Below are 19,734 nucleotides of genomic sequence, written 5' to 3' on the forward strand. Positions count from 1 at the left end.
AGACGTGGGAGAGTCGGTCGCCGCCAGGCCCGCAAAGCGCAAAAAAAACCCTCTACAAAAAACCAAACATCCGCGGGGTGGAGCAGCCCGGTAGCTCGTCAGGCTCATAACCTGAAGGTCGCAGGTTCAAATCCTGCCCCCGCAACCAAATTCCTCGACAATTCGAATGCCACACAGCCCGGTCCAAGCCGGGCTTTTTGCGTTTTTAGGACTTCGAACGCTCTCTCTTCCGCAACAACGCTCGAAAAGCACAGTCAGCTACCGCTGCCGTGCAGCTCGGCGAGGCCGACAGAGTTGCCTCCGCGCATGCCAGCGCATGTCAGGTGCGCGGACTTCCTCCCTGGAAAAGGCTGCGTTGCTCGAGGGCCGATGCCCTCGGGGCGTAACATGTCCCTTGATGCACACTCTTCCGGAAGAGCAAGGACGGCTGTTACGTCGCGCGCTCAACTCGCTGCTGTGAGGGGCTCACGCGTTGGGCCAAGTCCGGGTCGCAGCAACTGGTGCCTGGACGGCAAGCCGGCATGCGGCGGCGGGGCGCTCAGCGGCGTCCGTCGACGCTGTCCTCCAGCAGCTCGATCTGGATCTGGCGCAATTCGGCCAGTTTCTCCCACTGGCGGGCCAGTTGGTGATCGATCTTCTCGTGCAGTTGCCGGATTTCCAGTTCCGACTTCAGGTTCACGCGATAGTCGTTCTCCGCCCGAAGCCGGTCCTTCGCCTCCTGTCGGCGCTGGCTCATCATGATGACCGGCGCCTGCAGCGCCGCGAGACACGACAACACAAGATTGAGCAGGATGAACGGGTAGGGGTCGAACGGCTTGCTGCCCAGGAACAGCAGGTTGGCGGCCATCCAGATCAGAAGGATGGCGACGAAGGACATGATGAAGGTCCAGCTCCCGCCGAATTGCGCGACCTTGTCGGCGAGCCGTTCGCCGGTGGTCGCCTGAGCTTTCACATCGTCTTCCGTGTTGCGGGAGATCGTCTGCCCGGCTTCCAGGCTTTCGATGACCTGCCGGTCGAGCGCGTCCAGCTCGCCGCGCTCGTTCTTCAGCAAGGTCTCGACATAGAGCCGCCGGAACCGCGCAAGGTCGGGCTTGCAGATGAACTTGCCTTCGCCCCAGCCCGGCGCCTCGGGCGAAATGAGCTCCGAGACGCCCGGCCGGACGGAAATCCAGGATCGCAGGCGGGACCTTGGAAAGCTTTGTCCGCAAACGTGGCAGGGGATGTTGGCGTCGTGTTTCTTCATGTCACCCTGGTGTTGATCGCGCGGCCGAGCATGATCAGCGACAGGCCGCTGGAGAGAAAATTCACACCCATCAGCAGACCGAGCATCCAGCGGGCCGTGCCGGGCCAGCCGATCAGGATCACGAGCCCAATGATCAGCGAGCACACGCCGCTGAAGATCAGCCAGCCCCAATTGGCCAGATGCGAGGAACTGCGCAGGCCGAAGATGACGGAGAGAATTCCCTCCATCAGAAAAGAGATCATCATCAAGATGGTAAGGGCCGCAACCCCCGCAACCGGGAAGATCATGAAGACGATGCCGGCAAGCAGCAAGAGCCCGAAGACCGCGGCGGCATAGCGCCACTCGGGTGCGGGCTGCATCTCCCACGCGAACCAGAGGCCGACGCCGCCCCACAGGGCGAATATCGTGGCGACGAGCAGCTCTGCCGTGAGGGTCGCGAGGGTGGGGAGAAGAATGGCGAGGACGCCGATCGCGGCGAAGGCCGCCCCGACGAGGGTCAGGCGGCGGGTGTCTTGCTGCGGGGCTGCGACCCCGCGCGCCGAGACGGCTTTCGTGGTCATGGTCGTTCCTCCGGGCGGTCCGGTCCTGTCGGCCGGATACAGTGCGGTGATACGCGCGCCGATGTCCCTGGACTTCGCGCGAACCTTACATTCGTGACAGGAATGCCGGCAGACTGTCGGGTGAGCCGATATCGATGTACCGTCCTGCGGAACAGAGGCCGCATCCCATGAAGATCCTGCTTGCCGAAGACGATGCCAAGATGGCGGAATACATCGTCGCCGGGCTGACCGAGAACGGTCACGGCGTCGATCACGTCACGGATGGGCGCGATGCGCTGAGTTACTGCCTTCACTACGATTGCGACCTGGCGATCCTCGACCGGATGATGCCGGGAATGGACGGCCTGTCGGTGCTCAAGGCGCTGAGGGCCGCCGGGAACAATGTGCCTGTGCTGTTCCTGACGGCGATGGGACAGGTGGACGATCGGGTCGAAGGCCTGTCGGCGGGCGGGGACGACTATCTGGCGAAGCCGTTTCACTTCTCCGAACTGCTGGCCAGGATCGGCGCGGTCGTCCGGCGGCGGCAGGAAACCTCGGCAGAACAGGTCCTGAAGGTGCACGACCTGACGCTCGACCTGCTGGCGCGCACCGCGCGGCGGCAGGGGGCCGTGATCGAATTGCACACCAAGGAATTCAACATGCTCGAAATCCTGATGCGCAATGCCGGCCGCGTCGTGACCCGCACGATGCTGCTGGAACGTGTCTGGAACTTCAATTTCGAGCCGAACACCACCGTGGTGGAAACCCACATGAGCCGCCTGCGTGCGAAGATCGACAAGCCGTTCGATGTCGGCCTGATCCACACGATCCGCAACAGCGGGTACTCGATACATGGACCGCGGTGACATTCTTTCCGGGTCCGCCTTCACGGCGGTCCTGCGCTCGGCGGTCGTTTTCCTGCTGGTCCTCGTTTCGGTCGGCTGGGCGGCGCTGACCTATGTCGAAACCAATCTGCTGACGCAGTACCGGGCGGACGTGAAGGAGCGCTGGGATATCCTCGCGGCCGATCATGAGGCCGAAGGCCCCGACCACGTGGTGGACACCATCCGCCATGTCCGGACGCTTCACGATTCCGGCGCACGGGCGCTGGCGATCTTCGATGGCGGCGGATATCTGGCGGGAAACATCAGGACCCGGCCGCCCGGAGACGGGTTTCAGATAGGCCCGCTGGATCATGAGAGCGCGCCGCCTCCGGGGAACGCCGGCGAATTCGTCTATTATGCCGGCGAACTGGGCGGGCGCTGGCTGGTGGTCGGCCAGCGGCTCGACATGCTGCACCGGACGCGGGCGGCCTTCGTGCAGACGCTGGCGTTGACGGGGTTCATCGTCGTCCTGTCGATGCTGTCGCTCGGATATTTCCTGAGCTGGCAGAGCCTTGTCCGGCTGCGTGAAATCGAGGCGACGCTGGAGCGCGCAAGCGAAGGCGATGTCTCCGCGCGCATTCCCGACACGGGAGGAACGACGCAGATCGACCGGCTGGCGCGGGAGATGAACCGGCATCTCGACCGGTCCTCGCGCTTGATGACGACCACCCGAAACACGGCCGCCGCGGTCGCCCATGACCTGAAATCGCCGCTCGGCCGCGCGTTCCTGGCGCTCGGCCGCGCGCAGGACAAGCTGGAGGCCGGGGCGGATCCTCGAGATGCGCTGCTCGATGCCGAGAGCGATCTGGAGCAGATGCGCGGCATTTTCGCGACCTATCTCCAGCTCTCGCGGATCGAGGCCAATACGGACAGCGCGACGTTTGGCGCGGTCGGGCTGGGCGCGCTGGTGCGCGATCTTGCCGAAACCTGCGCCCTCGTGGCCGAGGACGCCGGACAACGCCTGACGGCGCATCTGGACGATGCGGACGACTACGAGATGCGGGGCGACCCGCAGATGCTGCAGCAACTCGTGCTGAACCTGGTGCAGAACGCGATAAACCACGGGCCGCAGGGAAACGAGATCTGCCTGGAACTCGCTCGCCGCGGGCCCGACATCGAGCTGGTGGTGGCCGACAGGGGCCCGGGCATACCCGAAGAGGCGCGCGAGGCGGTGTTCCAGCCGTTTCACCGGCTGGACCCGAGCCGCACCAAACCGGGCACCGGGCTGGGGCTGGCCCTGGTTCGCGCCATCGTCGAGCGTCATGGCGGCACCATCGCCCTGCACGACCACGCTCCCGGACTGCGGGTGGAGATCGGCTTTCCCGCGTCGACGTGATCTGCGGAGCGCGAGCTCGCGCGGGTGCGGCATGGCGCTATGAATAATAATTCCGACCCTTGATGTCACACCTTGTGCGGCCGCGTCGTCTACAGGGCAGCGCCGGCTGATGGCGCACATCCAAGGAGACGACCATGAACGAGACCGTGCGTCTCAACTGGCACGAAGTGGCCCCCGCCGGAGCCAAGGCGCTGTTCGGTGTGCATCACTACGTCACGCACGCCACCAATCTGCCCGAGGAACTCATCCATCTGGTGTTCCTGCGCGTTTCGCAGATCAACGGCTGCGCCCATTGCATCGACCTGCACACCCGCGACCTGCTGAAGACCATGGCGGCCGACAAGGTCGCCTTGATCCCGGTCTGGGAAGAGGTGCCGCATCTTTTCTCCGAACCTTACCGGGCCGCGCTGGCCTGGGCCGAGGAGGTGACGCTGGTCAGCGAGACCCGTGCGTCGGACCAGGCCTATGCGGCTGTTTCGGCCGTGTTCGATCCCAGGGACTTGGTCGATCTGACGATCGCGATCGCCGCGATGAACGCTTTCAATCGGCTGGGCGCCCCCTTCCGGCTTCCGGTCAGGGCGCAGCCCTGAAGACATGCGGAAAGCCGGCCTGGCTCAATGCGCCACGGCCGGCGCCGCGCGTTTCGCGGGACGTTGCAGGACCAGGATCACTGGCAGCATCAGGAAGGCGGCCATGCCGGTCAGCAGGAACGCATCCTGGAAGGCGAGCATGCTGGCCTGCTGCTGGACCTGCTGTGCCAGTTGCGCCGCGCCGGCCGGGGAGGAGGGCTCGAGGCCGAGCGGCGCAAGATACTGGCGCGCTGCCAGGTTGAACGGCGTGATCCCGGCGGACAGGGTCGCATAGTGGAACTGCATCCGGCTTGCCACCTGCCAGCCGACCAGGGCGATGCCGACCGACGACCCGATCGAGCGTGTCACGCCGTAGATGCCGGAGGCTTCGTCCTGCTTGTCCGGGCCGATGTTCTGGAAGGCCAGCGTCGACATCGGAACGAAGAACAGCCCCATGCCGAGGCCCGACACGACACCGGGCCAGGCGAGATTCCAGAAGCCGGCATCGAGATTGAGAAGCGCCAGCATGACATTGCCCGAGCCGGTCAGGACCAGGCCGACCGCGAGCAGCTTGCGGGGGTCGAACCGGTTGACCAGCACCGCGCCGGTCAGGACCATGGAGAAGCCGGCGGCAATGCCGCGCGGAATGAAGAGGTAGCCCGCGTCCAGCACCGGATAGCCGAGCAGGCCTTGAACGAACAGCGGCAGGATGGCGATGGAGCCGAACATCGCCACGCCGAACCCCATGATCGCGACATTCGCGGCGGCGAAGCTGCGGTCCCTGAAGATCGAGAAGTTGATGATATTGTCGCTCTTGCCGTAGCCTCGGACGACGAAGGTGACACCGCAGATCAGGACGGACAGCGCCGCGATCTGGATCAGCCGGGACGCGAACCAGTCGCGTGTCTCGCCAAGGTCCAGCATCAGCTGCAGCGAGCCGATGGCGCCGACCATCAGCGCAAGACCGAGCCAGTCGACCGTGATCCGCTTGGTGTCTTCGCGTTTCAGCTCGCCCGAGATCATGATCAGCGCGAAGGCGGCAATCGGCAGGTTCACGTAAAAGACCGCGCGCCACGAGAAATACTCGGTCAGCAGCGCGCCGAGCGTCGGGCCGAGCACCGGTGCGACCACGACCCCGAGGCCGAACAGCGCCATGGCCTGGCCCCGCTTCTCCTTCGGAAAGCTGTCGAACAGGATGGATTGCGACAGCGGGATCAGGAAGGCGCCGAAGATGCCCTGGCCGAGCCGGCAGGCGACCATGATCTCGACGCTCCAGGACACGCCGCACAGGGCGGAGAAGCCGGCAAAGCCGAGAATCGCCGTGGTGATCAGGCGCCGCCTGCCGATCATGCGGACGAAGAAGCCGGTCAACGGCATCACCACGACCGAGGCGACGATGTAGCTGGTCAGTATCCAGACGGTCTGATCGTTGGTGATCCCGAAAGCCGCCTGGATCTGGGGCAGGGCCACGTTCACGATGGTGCTGTCCAGCACCTCCAGCACGGCGGTGAGGACGACGGCGAGGACGATGGTCCAGCGGACGGCCGCACGGGCATCCGCTCCGTTGTGTGCGCCCGTGTCCTCCGCGGCCATTATTTTGCGTCCACGGAAGAGGTGTCGACCGTGACGGTCGTGCTGGCCCCGACCCGGAGCTGCAAGGCAGTGTCACCCGGCTCCGCGTCGAGACGGATGCGCACGGGGAACCTCTGCGTCACCTTCACCCAGTTGCCGGTCGCGTTCTGTGCCGGAAGCAGGGAAAACACCGCGCCCGATCCCGCGCCGATGCTCTCCACGGTGCCGGTCAGCGAGAGGCCGGGATACATGTCGATGGCGATCTCTACCGGTTGTCCGGGCCGCACGCGGTCGAGATCGGTCTCCTTGAAATTGGCATCGATCCACCAGGCGCTGTCCTCCACCAGCGAGAAGAGCGGTGCATTCTCCGTCACCAGGGCACCGGGACGCAGGTCGATATTGGCGATCCAGCCGGAGACCGGTGCAACGACACGCGAGCGTTCGAGGTTGATGCGCGCCAGGGTCAGCTTGGCGAGGGCCGCGCGGACGGCGGCATTGTCGTCGCCGGGCACGCCGGCCTGCTTTCGCGCCGCATCGACCGCCGACTGGCTCGCCTCGACCGCGGCCTGGGCCTGGTCCCGGGCGGCCGTCGCCTGATCCAGGGACGCCTGCGAGATGTCGCCGAGCGCCCTCAGCTTGCTGGTTCTGTCGAAGGCGATCTGGGCCTCCGTCAGGGCGGCCTGGGCGCTTTGCAGCCGTGCCTCGGCGGCCGACAGGTTGGAGACCAGCGCTCCCGCATTCTGGCGCGCGAGTTCGTATTCCGCCTGCGCGGCCTCGAACTCCGCATCGAGTTCGGCAGTGTCGATCTGGAACAGCACGTCGCCGGCGGAAACGTGCTGGTTCTCGCTGACGCCGACGCTCGCGATCTGCCCCGCCACTTGCGGCGAGATGGTCAGGATGTTCGCCCGCAGATAGGCATCGTCGGTGGAGGGATAGACCTTCTCGTGCTGCCACCAGAACCAGAGCCCGAGACCGATCGCGACAACGGCGGCAAGCAGGACAAGTGTCTTAACATGCTTCATGTTTACGGGGCCTTTGGCTGAAGAAGCTCGCGCATGGGTGGTCACGACAATTCAGGGGTATCCATGCGGTCGGTCAAGAACAGATGCTGCCGAACGGGAGGGAAAGCGAAGGGCCGCGCCGCGATGCGCTCCGGGCCGGAGACCGCCTCGGCGCAGCCGAAAGATGCTGCTGCCGGTCAGTTCATGTACCAGCCGTGGCTGACCACCAGCGACTGTCCGGTCAGCGCGTTCGTGGGGAAGGCGGCGAAGGGATAGGCGACCTCCGCCACATCCTCGATCGTGGTGAACTGCTGGTCCACCGTATCGCCGAGCATGACGCGGTTGACGACCTCCTCCTCGGAGATGCCGAGGTCGCGGGCCTGTTCCGGGATCTGCTTCTCGACCAGCGGCGTCTTCACGAAGCCCGGGCAGATGACATTGGCGCGCACGCCGTGTGCCGCGCCCTCCTTCGAGAGCACGCGCGCAAGGCCGAGAAGACCGTGCTTGGCGGTGACATAGGCGGACTTCAGCGGCGAGGCTTCCTTGGAATGGACGGAGCCCATGAAGATGATGGTGCCCGACCCCGCCTTGTACATGTGCGGCAGGCAGGCCTTCGTCGTCAGGAACGCACCGTCGAGATGGATCGACAGGAGCTTCTTCCAGTCCGAGAACGGAAACTTCTCCATCGGATGCACGATCTGGACGCCGGCATTGGAGACCAGGACGTCGATCCGGCCCCATTCCTTCACCACCTTGTCGATGCCGGCATTGACCTGGGCTTCGTCGGTGACGTCCATCTGGACCGCCATCGCCCTGCCCGGCCCCTGGGCCGTCAGTTCGTCCGCAGCCTTCCGCGCCGCGTCGAGCTTGAGATCGGCGATGACGACCTTTGCGCCGTCGGCGACGTAGCGTTTGGCGATGCCGTGGCCGATGCCGCTGGCGGCGCCGGTGACGATGCAGACTTTGTCCTTCAGGGTCATGATGAGCGTCCTCTTGTACGCAGTTGCGGGGGGTGGGCGGGTCAGGCGAGATAGTCGTGGACGACTTCGCCAAGGCCGAGGGTCAGGTCGGCGACCAGGTGCACAGCGGAGACCACTTCGATCACCGGAAGGTCGGCGACGGGGGCAAGCGCATGGTGGAAAAGCTGCAGCCGTGCCGGACCTTCCCAGGCACCCTTCAGCGTCACGTCGGTGGTGAAGTAGCGCACCAGCTCGCAGATCCGCGGCGTGCAGTCGACATGCGGAATGATCTTGAGCAGAAAGTTCGGCGCGTCGAGCGATCGCAGCACCGTGTCGTGATCGAGTTCGCGGTGCTTGTACCCCATCGTCCCCGTCGCCACGCGGATGCCGCCCATGTCCAGCGTGCCGACGAGCGTGTCCTTGATCACGGTGAGCGACGGGTCGGCCAGCTTCTTGGGAAAGCCCCAGATTTCGCGCCCGCCGGCGATCGGGGCCTCGTCGTTGAGATACATGGAATGCGAATAGCTGCCGGCGATGCCGTCGAGCGTGACGGGGATGACCTGGCCGCTTTCCGTGTAGTCGCCGAAGCCGGTGGAATCGGGCATGCGAATGAACTCGTATTTCACCAGCGGCTCGGGAATCTGCAGCGGCTCGGGCACCAGGCGGCGCAGGATGTCCGGATCGGTGCGATAGGTGATGGTGAAGAACTCGCGATTGACGAACCGATAGGGCCCCTTGGGATAGGAGGGGTTGGTGAGCGGCATAGCGGATGCGCGCTCGGCGACGTCTTTCGTTCTCATGTCCGTCTCCTCATGCGTTCCTGGCGCCCAGATCGAAGATCTGAAGGCCGTCCTTGCCGATCTCGCGGCTTTTCCATTTTCCGTGCGCGAGGGTGCGCTTCACGTCGTTGGTGCCGGCAGCCCAGTGCTCCGTCATCGACAGGCGCGAGAACTCGTAGTCCTTGGAGTTGCTCTCGAACCCCTCCTTCCGGTGGATGAGATGCACCAGCGTGACCGGGCAGTCCGGGCCGGCGCCCCGCAGAAGGGCGAGGTCCGGATCCGAGCGCAGGGCGGCGGGCAGCTTTTCCGCCAGCCTGTCCGCAGCGGCGCGCAAGGCGTGCAGGTGCTTGAACCTGTCCGTCGTCAGCCGGGTACGACTGGAATAGCGGATGTCCTTCTCGCGCTGCTGCACATCGGCGAGGTCGCCCGGCAGCTCGCCCCTGGCATTGAACAGGTCGATCTGGAAGATGCAGAGCGTCTCGGTGCCTGCGTTCTCCATGACGTATTGGAGCGGCGTGTTCGATACGAGGCCGCCGTCCCAATAGAACCGTCCGTCGATCTCGATCGGAGGAAAGCCCGGCGGCAGCGCGCCGCTGGCCATGATGTGGCGCAGGTCGAGACGCATCTTCGCGCTGTCGAAATAGGTGAAGTTGCCCGTTTCGATGTCGGTCGCCCCGACGCTCAGGCGCGGGCCCTTGTCGTTGAGATAGTCGAGGTCGACGAGCCGGCCGAGCGTGTCGAGCAGAGGCGAGGTGTCGTAGAAGCTCAGGGCCGGAGTGCTGGCGAAAGGCCACAGCATCAGCGGCACGCGGGGACGGAAGAAACCGGGCACGCCGGCCAGCGTCACTTCCGCCGCCGCCAGTTCCGAATAGGCGCGCCGCGGCTGCATGCCCCAAAAGAAAGGCGTCGCGGTCAGCTCGGAGGTCACTTCCTCCCAGAAGGACCGGAGCCTTTGCAGGCGGGCCTCCGGCGGGGTGCCGCAGATGATCGCGGCATTTATCGCGCCGATGGAAATGCCGGCCACCCAGTCCGGTGCAAGGCTGCTTTCGCTCAGCGTCTCGTAGGCGCCGGCCTGGTACGCACCCAGCGCGCCGCCGCCTTGCAGCACCAGCACGTTTCGCTCTGCCTCGGGCATCTGCCGCCTCCTTCGTCGACGTGTCGTCGAGACTGAGATAGGCGGCCTGCCCGGCCTGGTCCTTGCTCGAAGCTTACAATTGCGACAGGTTTGCTGGCGCCTCCGGATCAGGCGACGCCTCGCGAGGGGGCGGCATCGCTATCCCCGCCGCGGCACGCAGGCGAACCTGCGGGCTCCCAGCTTCCTGGCGACGGCCTGCCGGCCGCAGATGCACCTGCCGGCGCGCACCGTGCCGCCGCGGCAGACCACACTTTGCCGTCTGGGGGCAGGGTTCACCCGGGAGGGCGGTCTGGTGGACGGATTCGTCCTTTGATCGCTTCGCACGGCCCGCTTCTTCTGGCAGGCGAAGGCGGTCTTGCCGATCTTCACCAGGTTGCGGTTGGGCCCGCAGCGGCATTTTCCGTTGGCGACCCGCCCGCCCCGGCAGACGATCTCCACCCGTCGGGGCGTCGGGTTGGTTCGCGCAGGCCGCTTCGGCTCGGGTGGCTTGGCGACCGCGATGCACTGATACGAGGCGCTGCCGGTCTGCCTGCGGATCTTGTTCTGGCCGCACTGGCAGGTGCCCCTGGCGATCCGGCCGCCGGTACAGACGAGACGCGGTTGCGGCGGTGTCGGGTTGGTGCGGGCCGGCATGGGCGCCCTGTCGGCTGCCCCATTGCCTGACCTGTCGGGAGTCCGCGGGGGGGCATGCGTCGGATTGGGGTCCGCGGTCAGGACGCCGACACCGCCGCCGACGGCAGGGTTCACCCGAGGTGCGGGTTTGGGAAGGTCGTGGCCGGGGTCTCGCTTGCTGCCGGTCAGGTCGCCGATGCCGCTGCTGTGGCCGGAGGCTTTCACGCACTGGAAGGTGCGGGCCGTGAAGGCATGGTCGATCGGGTCTCCGGGCGACACCGTCCGCAGCGTGCAGCCGGCGTCGATCGTGTCGGTAATGTCGAAATTGATCAGCGTCGCAGCGCGGTAGTGGCTGCTGGCGACCTGCTCGGGCTGGAGAACCCCGGAGAAATTGCCGAGCGCCCCGCAGTCCAGCGAGTAATGGATGTTGTCCGCCTTGGGCGCGTCGAACCAGACCAGCGCCTTCGCATCGCGCGGGCATGTGTTGCTCTGCGCGAGCGGGCCGTTGTCGATGAACTGGAAATTGCCCTGGAACGCGGCAATCTTCGGCGTGTTGTCGTCGTCGTCCGTGCCGCTCGGCGATGCCAGTCCGCCGCCGCCCGCCCCGGTGCATTGCAGGGTGATGTCCTTCCAGCCAGTCTCCTGGTTGAAGGTCTCGTTGACGAGATCGCGCGCATTGAACTGGACGCTTGTCGTCCCGTCGACCTCGACCCAGCGCTCGTGAACGGCCCTGAAATAGCCGCCCTCGTGCTGGGCCTGTGCATCGACATCCTCGCTTGTGATGGCGCCGTCGCCGCGCTGTTCCCACAGCCTGAAGGACACCGGGCCTTCCTGGTTGGTCTCCAGTGTCACCCGCAGCTTGGCCTTCTTGCAGCGGGTGCCGGCCGTCGGCTCGGTATAAGCGTTGGAGTAGGTGGTCAGCGTCAGGCGAATGTCGTTGACCGTCATCGGGCCCTGGTCGAAGGCCAGATCCTGATCGTCCGGGGTCCTGGGCGTGTCCGTGCCGCTGGTCCGCGGAATGCCGCCGTCATCGCTCGGCGGCTTGGAATCGGGGACGGGGGGCTTCGAATTTTGGCCGAGGCACTCGATCTTGAGGCCGACGAAGCCGAAGGCGGTGGCCCGGCCGAAGTCGCCATAACCCTCGTATTCGTTCAGATAATAGGGAAAGCGTTTGCGACGCTTTTCCCTGGCATCGGCATGTATGGCCAGCGGCAGTGGGTAGCTGAAGCTGTGCCCTTGCTCGGTTTCGGTCCAATTGGCATTGCAGCGATTGACGATCGCCTGCTCGTCGGTCTGGTTCAGCCTCGTGAATTCGTCGATGAGGATGTTCGCCGGGCCGGAAACCGATGTTCTGGAGTCGATGATGGCTTCTATGGGGTTGGGCTGGTTGCCGTAGGCAGTCTTGATGTAGGTCGAGAAGATATCGCGAACCGCTCCATTGGTCAGATTGCGTCCGACGCGATAGAACTCGATATAGCCGCGTGACATCTCGATGGTGACATGGATGGGGATCGTTCGCGGATGGTCGCTGATCCGGGTCCACATGCCGTTTTCCTGTTCGACGAAGATCGTCTCCACATTGAAACCACCGCTGATCTCGATGTTGTTGAATCGAGGCGGCTCCGCCGCCGCTGGCGTCGCCAGCGCACCTGCCGCGCACAGGAACAGGGCCGCGGGAGGCATCTTCCGGAGTATTTTTGAGACCAACGGGCTTTCGGCAGACATCGGCGCGTCCTCGCTATCCAGCGTTGCCGCGCGAGGATAGTGCGTGGCGAGGGCACGGGCTTGGGGGATGCGGCAGGGGTGAGAGCCGCACCGCCCGGTATCAGACGGAAGGGGCCGCTGCTCCGAACCTGCGCACTTCCGACGGCGTCATCCTGTAGCGCCGGCGAAAGGCCTGATTGAACCACGACAGATCGCCGAAGCCGGACTGATAGGCGATGGCGGTGATGCTGTGGTGGGCGAGACGAGGATCGCAAAGCCGCTGGTGGGCTCGCTCCAGTCTGGCCGCGAGCACATGATCGGTGAAGTTCGCGCTGGACGCGTAAAACAGGTCGCGAACGGCGCGCGGCGACAGGCCGTGCCGGCCGGCGATCCAGTCCAGCGAGAGATCGGGATGGGCGAGATTGTTGCCGATATCCTCCTTGATGCGCGCCAGCTTGGCCGCCCGCGCGCTGTCCTTGGTCGCTTCCATGGCATCGCGGCCGGGGCCGATTGCCAGGATGAACAGGTCGGTCAGCGTTTTCCGGGCCTGCAGCAGCGCCTCGCCGCCGAGCGGCCCGATGTCGCTGGCGAGCGTCCTTGCATAGCCGCACAGGAGGTCGAGCGCGGCAGACTGCGGCACGCCGTTGTCGAGCGCATGGTCGAGATTGCCGACGGCCGCGGCGATCTGTGCGCGGGAAACGCAGATGACCTGGCTGTGGCTCTCCAGCGACCAGGCGCTGTATCTCTCCTCGTTGCCTCTCAGATGCGCCGGCCCTCCCGGCCCCACGGTCACTTCGTCGCGTCCATGACGACGGTCGTGCAGGCGCATCTGGATCGGGTGTCCCCCGCGATGGACCAGCAGGCACAGGTCGTCGTTTCCGTCGAGCGCGACATGGGTTTTCTGGCGCATGTTCGCCATGCCGGACATCGTCTGGAAGCTGGCATAGGCGTTCGGCATGATGCGGAGCGAGAAGTCGAACGCCATTCGCTCGTCTTCGTGGCGATCCATGAAAAAGCTGATGCTCGGCTCAAGAGCTTCCAGAAGCCTGGCTATTTCGGACGGGCCAGCTTCCGTGAACGACAATCGATGAAAGCTGCCTACGGTCAAATCCGCTCACTCCAGCTAGAGTGCTGCCATGCCGTCATGACCGTCACCGGACGAGGACGCCCGGTGGACCGGTGCAACAGGGGCAGGGTAACGCAGGGTTGTCCCTCCGGGCAATGATCGCGCGCGCCTGCCATGCGGACGGGGAGAGCCGCGGTCAGAAGCGGACGTTCAGCTTGAGGCTGGCCGTGTGATCCTGAAGCCCCGAGCCGACAAGCGCACCGTAGGCAAGGCCGAGCGTGGCGTTCTGCGTGAGCGCCACATCGAAGCCTGCGTCCAGCACCAGCGTGTCCTGCGCCAGCGGCACGCCCGCGATGACGAAGGGAGCGCCGCCCGAGGCGAAGGTGAGTTGCGATGTCGGGGTGCCGCCGAACGCATGCCGCCAGCCCACCGTGCCGCGCAAGGTGGCCTGCGTCCCGCCGAGGCTGACATCGCTTTCCGCCCGCAGACCGACCGTGGTGAAGGTCGCATCGACCGTGCTCGAGGCCGCCGTCAGGGCGGCAGCGCCGCCGGCCTCGGTGAAGCCGTCGGTGGACAGGCGCACATGGGCGAGATTGGCGAAGGGTTCGAAGCGGGCCATGCCTGCCTCGAAGCGGTAGCTCGCCTCGCCCCAGGCCTGCAGGGTGCGTGCGTTGTAGGACGCACTCAGACTGTCCGTGAAGCCGGTAAATGCGACCGAGCGGGACGTGTCGAGCCGGTGCCAGCTATGGGCCAGGCCGCCGGACAGGGCGAAGGCGTTCCATTCGCCGCCGCCATACAGACCGAGCGTGTAGGTGTCGGCGGTTCCCGAGGAGGACCGGTCGTCGACGCTGAAGCTCGACCGGGAATAGCCGCCCAGCACGCCGAGACGCACACCGTCCCAGAGCTGCGCGTCACCGCCCATCAGGAATCCGCCGATGCTGCGGTCCATCGTGGCGGCATTCCCGTCGCCGTCCCATCGGCTCCAGGAGCCGAAGCCCTGTCCCCAAAGGCCGAAACTCTCGGAGATGCGATCCTCGATCCGGGTGCCGTCACTGGTGCCGGCGCCGCCGCGCGCTGCACGCAGGCGCTCCATCGCCGCTTCGCGGGGGAAGCGGCTGTCCTCCAGAAGCGCCGTGTGTGCCGAGGCATGTACCTCGCCCGACAGCAGGTCGAGGGCGATGGGGGCCTCCGCTGCGGCCAGTGCCAGGACGGCGTTGAACACGCTGTTTCCCGCACCGAGCGAGTAGGCGCCGCTTCCGGCCGCGCATTGATTTGCGGTCATGCCGGCAAGGCAGAAGCTGGTGGCTGCCGTGGAGGTCAGATAGACGGTGTTCGGATCGTAGGAGAGCGAGAAGCCGAGGAAGGCGTAGGTGTCTGTGACGGCATCGAACGTGCCGCTGACGCCGCCGCCCGCGGTGAGAAGGGTGTAGGTGCCCGGCAGATAGGTCGAGCCGTCGTCGGTGCCGTTTTCCGGCGTCACATGCACCGTACCGCCCGTGAGGGTTGCTGCTCCGGCGACATTGAGCACGTCGTTGTTGATGCCGGCGACGAAGCCGCCATCGTCCAGCTCGACCGCAAAGACCGAACCTGGGACGAAACTGACGGAGGCGGCGGTCATCACGCCGATGGAGTTGCCCGGCGCCAGGGTGCCGCCGGACGCGACGGTGACGGCGCCTGCGGTGCCGTCGCCGCCGAAGGTGCCCCCGGTGACCAGCACGTCGCCGACCACGCCCATGTTGCGCAGCGTGCCGCTGGAGACGGTCGTGCCTCCGGTATGGCTGTTGATGCCGCGCAGGGTCGTCATGCCGGAGCCGATGTGGTTGACCGCGGCGGAGCCGGTGATGGTCACGTTCGTGCCCGCCACCGTGCCGTCACTGGTGAAGTAATAGTCGGCATCGCTGTGATTGAAATTGATCACCGCCGTGCCGGCCCCGCCATCGACCGTGATGGCGTCGACCACGCCCGCCGCGCCGCCCGTCCCGATGTTGAGCGTGCCGGTGGTCGGCACGGCATTGGCCAGCGACAGCTGGCCGGAGCCGACCACGACCCGCCCGCCATTGGTGAGGGTGAGGGTGCCGTCGCCCTGCCAGCCGATGAAATTCGCACCCGTGGTGGTCCAGCTGGAGCCGGCCCCGTCGATGGTGACCGTGCCGACGCCGCCCGCCGCCGCGGCAACGAAGCCGGCCGCACTGCCGACCGAGCCGCCGCCGGAGATCTCCAGCGTGCCGGTGCCGCGACTGCCGACGCGCAGGTTGCTGGAGTTGTTCCACGTCGCGCCGTTGACGGTGACGGTCCCGACGCCGTCGCTCTCCGAGCCGATGGTGCCCACGGTGCTGTTGACCGTGCCGCCATTGGCGACATGCACTTCGCCGGTGCCGGACTCGCCGACGACCAGGGTGGCGCTGCTCCAGACGGATCCGAGGTCGCTCACCGTGACCACGCCGCTGCTTGTGGCGGCGCTGCCGACATTCGCATTGCCGTTGGTGACCGCGCCGACGCCGGAAATATCCAGCCTGCCCGTGCCGTCGTTGCCGACATCGAGCGTGTTGGCGATGGTCCAGGTCCCGCGATCCACCGTCACGGTGCCCTCGCCGCCGTCTGAAACCCCGATCACGCCGGTGTTGCTGCTGACCACGCCCTGATTGGTGATGTTCAGGAAGCCCTGCCCCTGATCGCCGACATAGAGGCTGGCCGAATTCGTCCAGGTCGACCCCGCGCCGTCGACATTCACGTTGCCGATGCTGCCCGCGACATCGCCGACGCGCGCGCTGCTGTTGCTGACATCGCCGGTGTTGGAGATGTTCAGCGTGGCCTCGCCGCTTCCCCCGACGATCAGGCCTCCGCCGTTGAGCCAGGCTGCGTTCGCGCCGTTGACGTTGACCACCGCCTCGCTGCCGACCCCGTCGGCCATGTAGGCCGACCCGTTCTCCACCACGGCGCCATCGGTGATGTTCAGGTTGCCCGCGCCGGCGCTGCCGACATAGAGCGCGGCATTCTGCAGATCCCAGGTCGAGCCGAGGTCATCGACCGTCACGGTGCCGGTGCTGCCATTGCCGATCCGCCCGACGCCGCTGCCGACGCCGCCGCCATTGGTGATGGTCAGCGTGCCCGAGCCGGCCTGGCCGACCGTGAGCGGGGCACCGACGATCCAGGGGTCCGGCCGCGTGCCGCCGCCTCCGCCGATGACGGTTTCGCTCGCGCCGCCCTCGATGACCTGCTGCGCATGGGCCGGATGGCTGACAAGGGCGCTCAACGCGGTCGAACCCAGCAGCGCCCCGAGCACCGTTCCCAGCAGCTTTCCGCTCGCAGTGACACATGAATTTCCACCGATCATCCGCATCCACCCTTGGCCTCTTGCTCTGCGGCGCGAGGATACGTGCATCGCCAGGGCGGGCGCTTGGGGGATCAGGCAGGGGCGAGAGCCGTTTTCGCAGGGGCTGAGGTTGTTGAGCTAGGTGTCGGGCTTTGTACTGCCCACGACTTGGGCGCGCAGCTCGCCGGGAGTTGGCCGGGCGGGATTTTCCCCGCCCGACCGTCCGCTAGCCGATCAGGCGAAGGCGGGCGTTTTCGAACGCGTTCCCGTCGTCGTCGACGGGGCGGCGTGAAATCTCCCGGAACCCCAGGCGCTTGTAGAAGGCCATCGCCTGCCGGTTATCGGTGTAGACCTCAAGCGTCAGCTCGCCCTTGAGGGCCACGGCGTGGGCAATCAGCTGACGCCCAAGCCCGGATCCTTGCCGGTCGGGCGACACGAAAATGGCCCCGACAAACGTGCCGAGCAGGCTGATGAAGCCGCAGGGATCACCGCCCATGCAAGCGACCCAGGTCTCGGATTGCGGGAGATATCGGTCTTCGATAAGCGCTTTTTGCCCGCGCAAGCGCTGCTCCCCGACAAAGGGATGGGCCAGCAGCGAGGCTTCGAGCCAGATGTGCGACAGCTTTTTCGTATCCGTGGCCGGGTCATAGGGCCGGATGACGGCGTCATGGGTTTTCATGACAACTCCGAAGGATGGGTATGCCGAGAGGTGCGGCGACTTTTCCAAGTGCCGTTCGAGACCGCCGGGAGCGGTTGCGTTAGCTGCCTCTGCGCATAAATCTCCTTCTGCTGCTGCACTTTTTCTAGGCTTGCCGGAATCTGCCGTCAATGTCTGGAAAGGGACGCTCCCCCGTCAGGCGGCGCCGCGGTGCCCGCAGCACGGGGCCAGCGCAGATATGGCCTCGAAAGCCGCCTGCTTGCCGCTTTGCTTTCGGGCTTCGCTGAGGGAGAGACCTTCCGCCACGACCGCCTCGATCCGTGTCACGCCGATGAAGGCGAACATCGACCGAAGATAGGCTTCGGCATGCTCGCACGGGACGAGGGACCCGCCGTGCCGGTACTGCCCGCCGCGCGCCACGGCAAGGATGATCCGTTTGTCCCGCGCCAGCCCTTCGACGCCCGTCTCGGTATAGCGGAAGGTCTTTCCCGCGATGACGATCCGGTCGATCCACGCCTTGAGCTGGCTTGAAATGGCCAGGTTGTAGAATGCGACGCCGATGACGACGACGTCGGCACTCATGAACTCGTCCAGGATTTCTTCGCCGAGCGCGATCTCCTGCGCCACCGCGGGGGAGGCCGCGAGGTGCTCGCCGGTCAGATGCGGAACGGGAGCGGCGACCAGATCGCGATAGGCGACGTCGGTCTCCGGATTAAGGTCTTTCAGCCTTTGAACGGTCGCCCGGGACAGCTCCCGGCTCACCGAGTGCGCACCGAGAATGCTGGAATCGATATGAAGCAGTTTCATGGGGGATCTTTCTTGAAACGTCTGGGCCGGTGTTGCGCCGTCAGGAGCTCGCAAGCGGCTTCAGGCCGAACGCCTGCAGCTGCATCACGATCAATCCGAGGAAGATCAAACCGACGCCGACCAGACGGGAGAGCGTGACGGGCTTTTGAGGCAGGCCGACAAGGCCCCACTGGTCGATGATGATCGACGCCAGCATCTGGCCGGCGATGACCGCCATCATGAAGCCGGCGGCGCCGAGCTTCGGCGCGAGCATGAGCGCGCCGGTTATGTAGACGGCGCCGACAATGCCGCCGATCCATATCCAGCGCGGCGCCTGCACCAGGCCGGACAGGGTTGGTGCTCCCACCTTCGCGAGCGCCATGACGGGCAAGATGCAGGCGAAGCTGACGCAAAGGGAGATGAGCGTGCCCCAAAGCGGATGGCCGAGCGACCGCCCGAGGGCGGCATTCGCCCCGGCCTGAAACGGCACAACGGCACCTGTGATGATGGCCGCGAGAATGAGAAGCAGTGAGTTGGTGTGCATGGATGAACCTCCGATGCGCACCAGATGCGGTATTTGATTTGTGGATGGAAATTCCAATAAAATATCCGCAACATGCATAACATGAATACTCTCAGGGGCATCGACCTCAACCTGCTGGTGGTTCTCGACGCGCTGCTGGCCGAGCGGCATGTGTCGCGCACGGCCGCTCGGCTGAACATGAGCCAGCCGGCCGTGAGCCACGCGCTCGCACGCCTGCGGCATCTCTTCGGCGATCCCCTGCTGATCCGCCGCTCCGGGCGGCTCGTGCCGAGCGCCAGGGCGCGCGAAATCGCGCCCGTCCTGACCGAGGCCCTGCGACAGGTGCGGGAGGTGCTGGGACCGGGCGGCTTCGATCCCGCCAGGGAGAAGCGGGCATTCCGTCTGGCGATGTCGGATTACGGCTCTGCGGTCGTTCTTCCCGATCTTTTGAAAAAACTGCGCCGCGAAGCGCCGGGGATCGATCTGGCGATAACCCAGGCGAGCCGCGAGGCGATGGTTCAGCTGGTTCTGGATGGGGAGTGCGATCTGGCGCTGGGCGTCTTTCCCGATCTTCCCGAACGGATTGAGGCCGAGCAGCTTTTCCTGGAGCACTTCGCGTGCCTCGCGGACCGGGAGGGGCTGGCGGGACGCGGCCGTCTCGATCTGGAGGCTTATCTCGCCCGGCCCCATATGCTCGTGGCGCTGAAGGACGAAGCGAATACCGAGATCGAGATGGCCTTGCGCGCCATCGGCCATGTGCGCCGCGTCGCCGTCACGCTGCCGCATTGGGGAAATGCGCCGCGGCTGATCCAGGGCACGGATCTTGTCCTGACCGTCGCGCGGAAGGCCTTGGGGGGCCATGAACGCGACCCGGCCCTCGTCATCTTCGAGCCGCCGTTTTCGATCCCGTCCTTTCCGTTCGTTCAGGTCTGGCATGAACGGCGCGGCGGCGATCCCGCGCATCTGTGGCTGCGCAATGCCGTCGCGCGCGTCTCGAGGTCCCTGTAGCATCCGGCCGGTCGACTACCCTGCGCCCGGCCCCGCCCCGCTCCAAC

Annotated in this window: 17 protein-coding genes and 1 tRNA gene; 5 read left to right on the forward strand and 13 right to left on the reverse strand. The window is 65.8% G+C overall.

From position 1 onward, the window contains the following. Positions 1-71 precede the first annotated feature (71 nt). A tRNA-Met gene (locus BBX35_RS17460) sits at positions 72-148 on the forward strand. Between the two features lie 390 nt (positions 149-538). Here BBX35_RS17460 and BBX35_RS17465 read toward each other — a convergent pair. Beyond that, a complete protein-coding gene (locus tag BBX35_RS17465; protein ID WP_067222792.1) occupies positions 539-1,243 on the reverse strand; it encodes a DUF1003 domain-containing protein in 705 nt (234 codons plus the stop codon). After that, positions 1,240-1,803, reverse strand: a complete 564-nt coding sequence (locus tag BBX35_RS17470; RefSeq protein WP_067222794.1) for an HdeD family acid-resistance protein — start codon at positions 1,801-1,803, stop codon at positions 1,240-1,242. The genes BBX35_RS17465 and BBX35_RS17470 overlap by 4 nt, the downstream gene beginning before the upstream one ends. Before the next feature lie 167 nt (positions 1,804-1,970). On the opposite strand from BBX35_RS17470, the gene BBX35_RS17475 reads away from it, so the two are divergent. From BBX35_RS17475 to BBX35_RS17485, 3 genes are all read left to right on the forward strand, one after another. Further along, positions 1,971-2,648, forward strand: a complete 678-nt coding sequence (locus BBX35_RS17475) for a response regulator transcription factor (protein WP_067222795.1) — start codon at positions 1,971-1,973, stop codon at positions 2,646-2,648. Further along, entirely contained in the window at positions 2,635-4,002 is a 1,368-nt protein-coding gene (locus BBX35_RS17480; protein ID WP_067222797.1) for a HAMP domain-containing sensor histidine kinase, read from the forward strand. The genes BBX35_RS17475 and BBX35_RS17480 overlap by 14 nt, the downstream gene beginning before the upstream one ends. A gap of 134 nt (positions 4,003-4,136) precedes the next feature. Then, entirely contained in the window at positions 4,137-4,592 is a 456-nt protein-coding gene (locus tag BBX35_RS17485) for a carboxymuconolactone decarboxylase family protein (protein WP_067222800.1), read from the forward strand. A gap of 24 nt (positions 4,593-4,616) precedes the next feature. Here the strand turns inward: BBX35_RS17485 and BBX35_RS17490 are convergent, their stop codons facing one another. From BBX35_RS17490 to BBX35_RS17540, 11 genes are all read right to left on the reverse strand, one after another. Continuing rightward, complete coding sequence (locus BBX35_RS17490) at positions 4,617-6,164, reverse strand: DHA2 family efflux MFS transporter permease subunit (protein ID WP_067222801.1); 1,548 nt, start codon at positions 6,162-6,164, stop codon at positions 4,617-4,619. Further along, a complete protein-coding gene (locus tag BBX35_RS17495) occupies positions 6,164-7,165 on the reverse strand; it encodes an HlyD family secretion protein (RefSeq protein ID WP_067222804.1) in 1,002 nt (333 codons plus the stop codon). The genes BBX35_RS17490 and BBX35_RS17495 overlap by 1 nt, the downstream gene beginning before the upstream one ends. 176 nt (positions 7,166-7,341) lie before the next feature. Continuing rightward, positions 7,342-8,124 carry a 3-hydroxybutyrate dehydrogenase gene (locus BBX35_RS17500; RefSeq protein ID WP_067222807.1) on the reverse strand — a complete coding sequence of 261 codons (783 nt, stop codon included), beginning with the start codon at positions 8,122-8,124 and terminating at the stop codon, positions 7,342-7,344. A 41-nt stretch (positions 8,125-8,165) separates the two neighbouring features. Next, entirely contained in the window at positions 8,166-8,903 is a 738-nt protein-coding gene (locus BBX35_RS17505) for an acetoacetate decarboxylase (RefSeq protein WP_067222810.1), read from the reverse strand. Positions 8,904-8,913: 10 nt separating this feature from the next. Beyond that, positions 8,914-10,017 carry a DUF3734 domain-containing protein gene (locus BBX35_RS17510; protein ID WP_067222812.1) on the reverse strand — a complete coding sequence of 368 codons (1,104 nt, stop codon included), beginning with the start codon at positions 10,015-10,017 and terminating at the stop codon, positions 8,914-8,916. Positions 10,018-10,155: 138 nt separating this feature from the next. After that, positions 10,156-12,354 carry a hypothetical protein gene (locus BBX35_RS17515; RefSeq protein WP_141687891.1) on the reverse strand — a complete coding sequence of 733 codons (2,199 nt, stop codon included), beginning with the start codon at positions 12,352-12,354 and terminating at the stop codon, positions 10,156-10,158. 100 nt (positions 12,355-12,454) lie between these two features. Continuing rightward, positions 12,455-13,342 carry an AraC family transcriptional regulator gene (locus BBX35_RS17520; RefSeq protein WP_083206402.1) on the reverse strand — a complete coding sequence of 296 codons (888 nt, stop codon included), beginning with the start codon at positions 13,340-13,342 and terminating at the stop codon, positions 12,455-12,457. 253 nt (positions 13,343-13,595) lie between these two features. Beyond that, positions 13,596-16,733, reverse strand: coding sequence for an autotransporter domain-containing protein (locus BBX35_RS17525; protein WP_171901484.1), 3,138 nt, complete (start codon positions 16,731-16,733; stop codon positions 13,596-13,598). A gap of 205 nt (positions 16,734-16,938) precedes the next feature. After that, the gene (locus BBX35_RS17530) at positions 16,939-17,391 is read right to left on the reverse strand and encodes a GNAT family N-acetyltransferase (RefSeq protein ID WP_067222822.1); all 453 of its coding nucleotides are present in this window, start codon (positions 17,389-17,391) and stop codon (positions 16,939-16,941) included. Between the two features lie 174 nt (positions 17,392-17,565). Continuing rightward, positions 17,566-18,177, reverse strand: coding sequence for an FMN-dependent NADH-azoreductase (locus tag BBX35_RS17535; protein WP_067222824.1), 612 nt, complete (start codon positions 18,175-18,177; stop codon positions 17,566-17,568). Between the two features lie 40 nt (positions 18,178-18,217). Continuing rightward, the gene (locus BBX35_RS17540) at positions 18,218-18,850 is read right to left on the reverse strand and encodes a DMT family transporter (protein ID WP_244271657.1); all 633 of its coding nucleotides are present in this window, start codon (positions 18,848-18,850) and stop codon (positions 18,218-18,220) included. On the opposite strand from BBX35_RS17540, the gene BBX35_RS17545 reads away from it, so the two are divergent. After that, positions 18,818-19,687, forward strand: coding sequence for a LysR family transcriptional regulator (locus tag BBX35_RS17545; protein ID WP_244271658.1), 870 nt, complete (start codon positions 18,818-18,820; stop codon positions 19,685-19,687). The two genes, BBX35_RS17540 and BBX35_RS17545, sit on opposite strands and share 33 nt — an antisense overlap. Positions 19,688-19,734 lie beyond the last annotated feature (47 nt).

The sequence above is a fragment of the Stappia indica genome, assembly GCF_001696535.1.
Classification (GTDB): Bacteria; Pseudomonadota; Alphaproteobacteria; order Rhizobiales; family Stappiaceae; genus Stappia; species Stappia indica.

Coding starts and splice junctions, on each gene's coding strand:
- BBX35_RS17465 (WP_067222792.1), bottom strand. CDS start 1,243: ATGAAGAAACACGACGCCAACATCCCCTGCCACGTTTGCGGACAAAGC.
- BBX35_RS17470 (WP_067222794.1), bottom strand. CDS start 1,803: ATGACCACGAAAGCCGTCTCGGCGCGCGGGGTCGCAGCCCCGCAGCAA.
- BBX35_RS17475 (WP_067222795.1), top strand. CDS start 1,971: ATGAAGATCCTGCTTGCCGAAGACGATGCCAAGATGGCGGAATACATC.
- BBX35_RS17480 (WP_067222797.1), top strand. CDS start 2,635: ATGGACCGCGGTGACATTCTTTCCGGGTCCGCCTTCACGGCGGTCCTG.
- BBX35_RS17485 (WP_067222800.1), top strand. CDS start 4,137: ATGAACGAGACCGTGCGTCTCAACTGGCACGAAGTGGCCCCCGCCGGA.
- BBX35_RS17490 (WP_067222801.1), bottom strand. CDS start 6,164: ATGGCCGCGGAGGACACGGGCGCACACAACGGAGCGGATGCCCGTGCG.
- BBX35_RS17495 (WP_067222804.1), bottom strand. CDS start 7,165: ATGAAGCATGTTAAGACACTTGTCCTGCTTGCCGCCGTTGTCGCGATC.
- BBX35_RS17500 (WP_067222807.1), bottom strand. CDS start 8,124: ATGACCCTGAAGGACAAAGTCTGCATCGTCACCGGCGCCGCCAGCGGC.
- BBX35_RS17505 (WP_067222810.1), bottom strand. CDS start 8,903: ATGAGAACGAAAGACGTCGCCGAGCGCGCATCCGCTATGCCGCTCACC.
- BBX35_RS17510 (WP_067222812.1), bottom strand. CDS start 10,017: ATGCCCGAGGCAGAGCGAAACGTGCTGGTGCTGCAAGGCGGCGGCGCG.
- BBX35_RS17515 (WP_141687891.1), bottom strand. CDS start 12,354: ATGTCTGCCGAAAGCCCGTTGGTCTCAAAAATACTCCGGAAGATGCCT.
- BBX35_RS17520 (WP_083206402.1), bottom strand. CDS start 13,342: ATGGATCGCCACGAAGACGAGCGAATGGCGTTCGACTTCTCGCTCCGC.
- BBX35_RS17525 (WP_171901484.1), bottom strand. CDS start 16,733: ATGATCGGTGGAAATTCATGTGTCACTGCGAGCGGAAAGCTGCTGGGA.
- BBX35_RS17530 (WP_067222822.1), bottom strand. CDS start 17,391: ATGAAAACCCATGACGCCGTCATCCGGCCCTATGACCCGGCCACGGAT.
- BBX35_RS17535 (WP_067222824.1), bottom strand. CDS start 18,177: ATGAAACTGCTTCATATCGATTCCAGCATTCTCGGTGCGCACTCGGTG.
- BBX35_RS17540 (WP_244271657.1), bottom strand. CDS start 18,850: ATGCCGCTCGGCCAGCAGCGCGTCGAGAACCACCAGCAGGTTGAGGTC.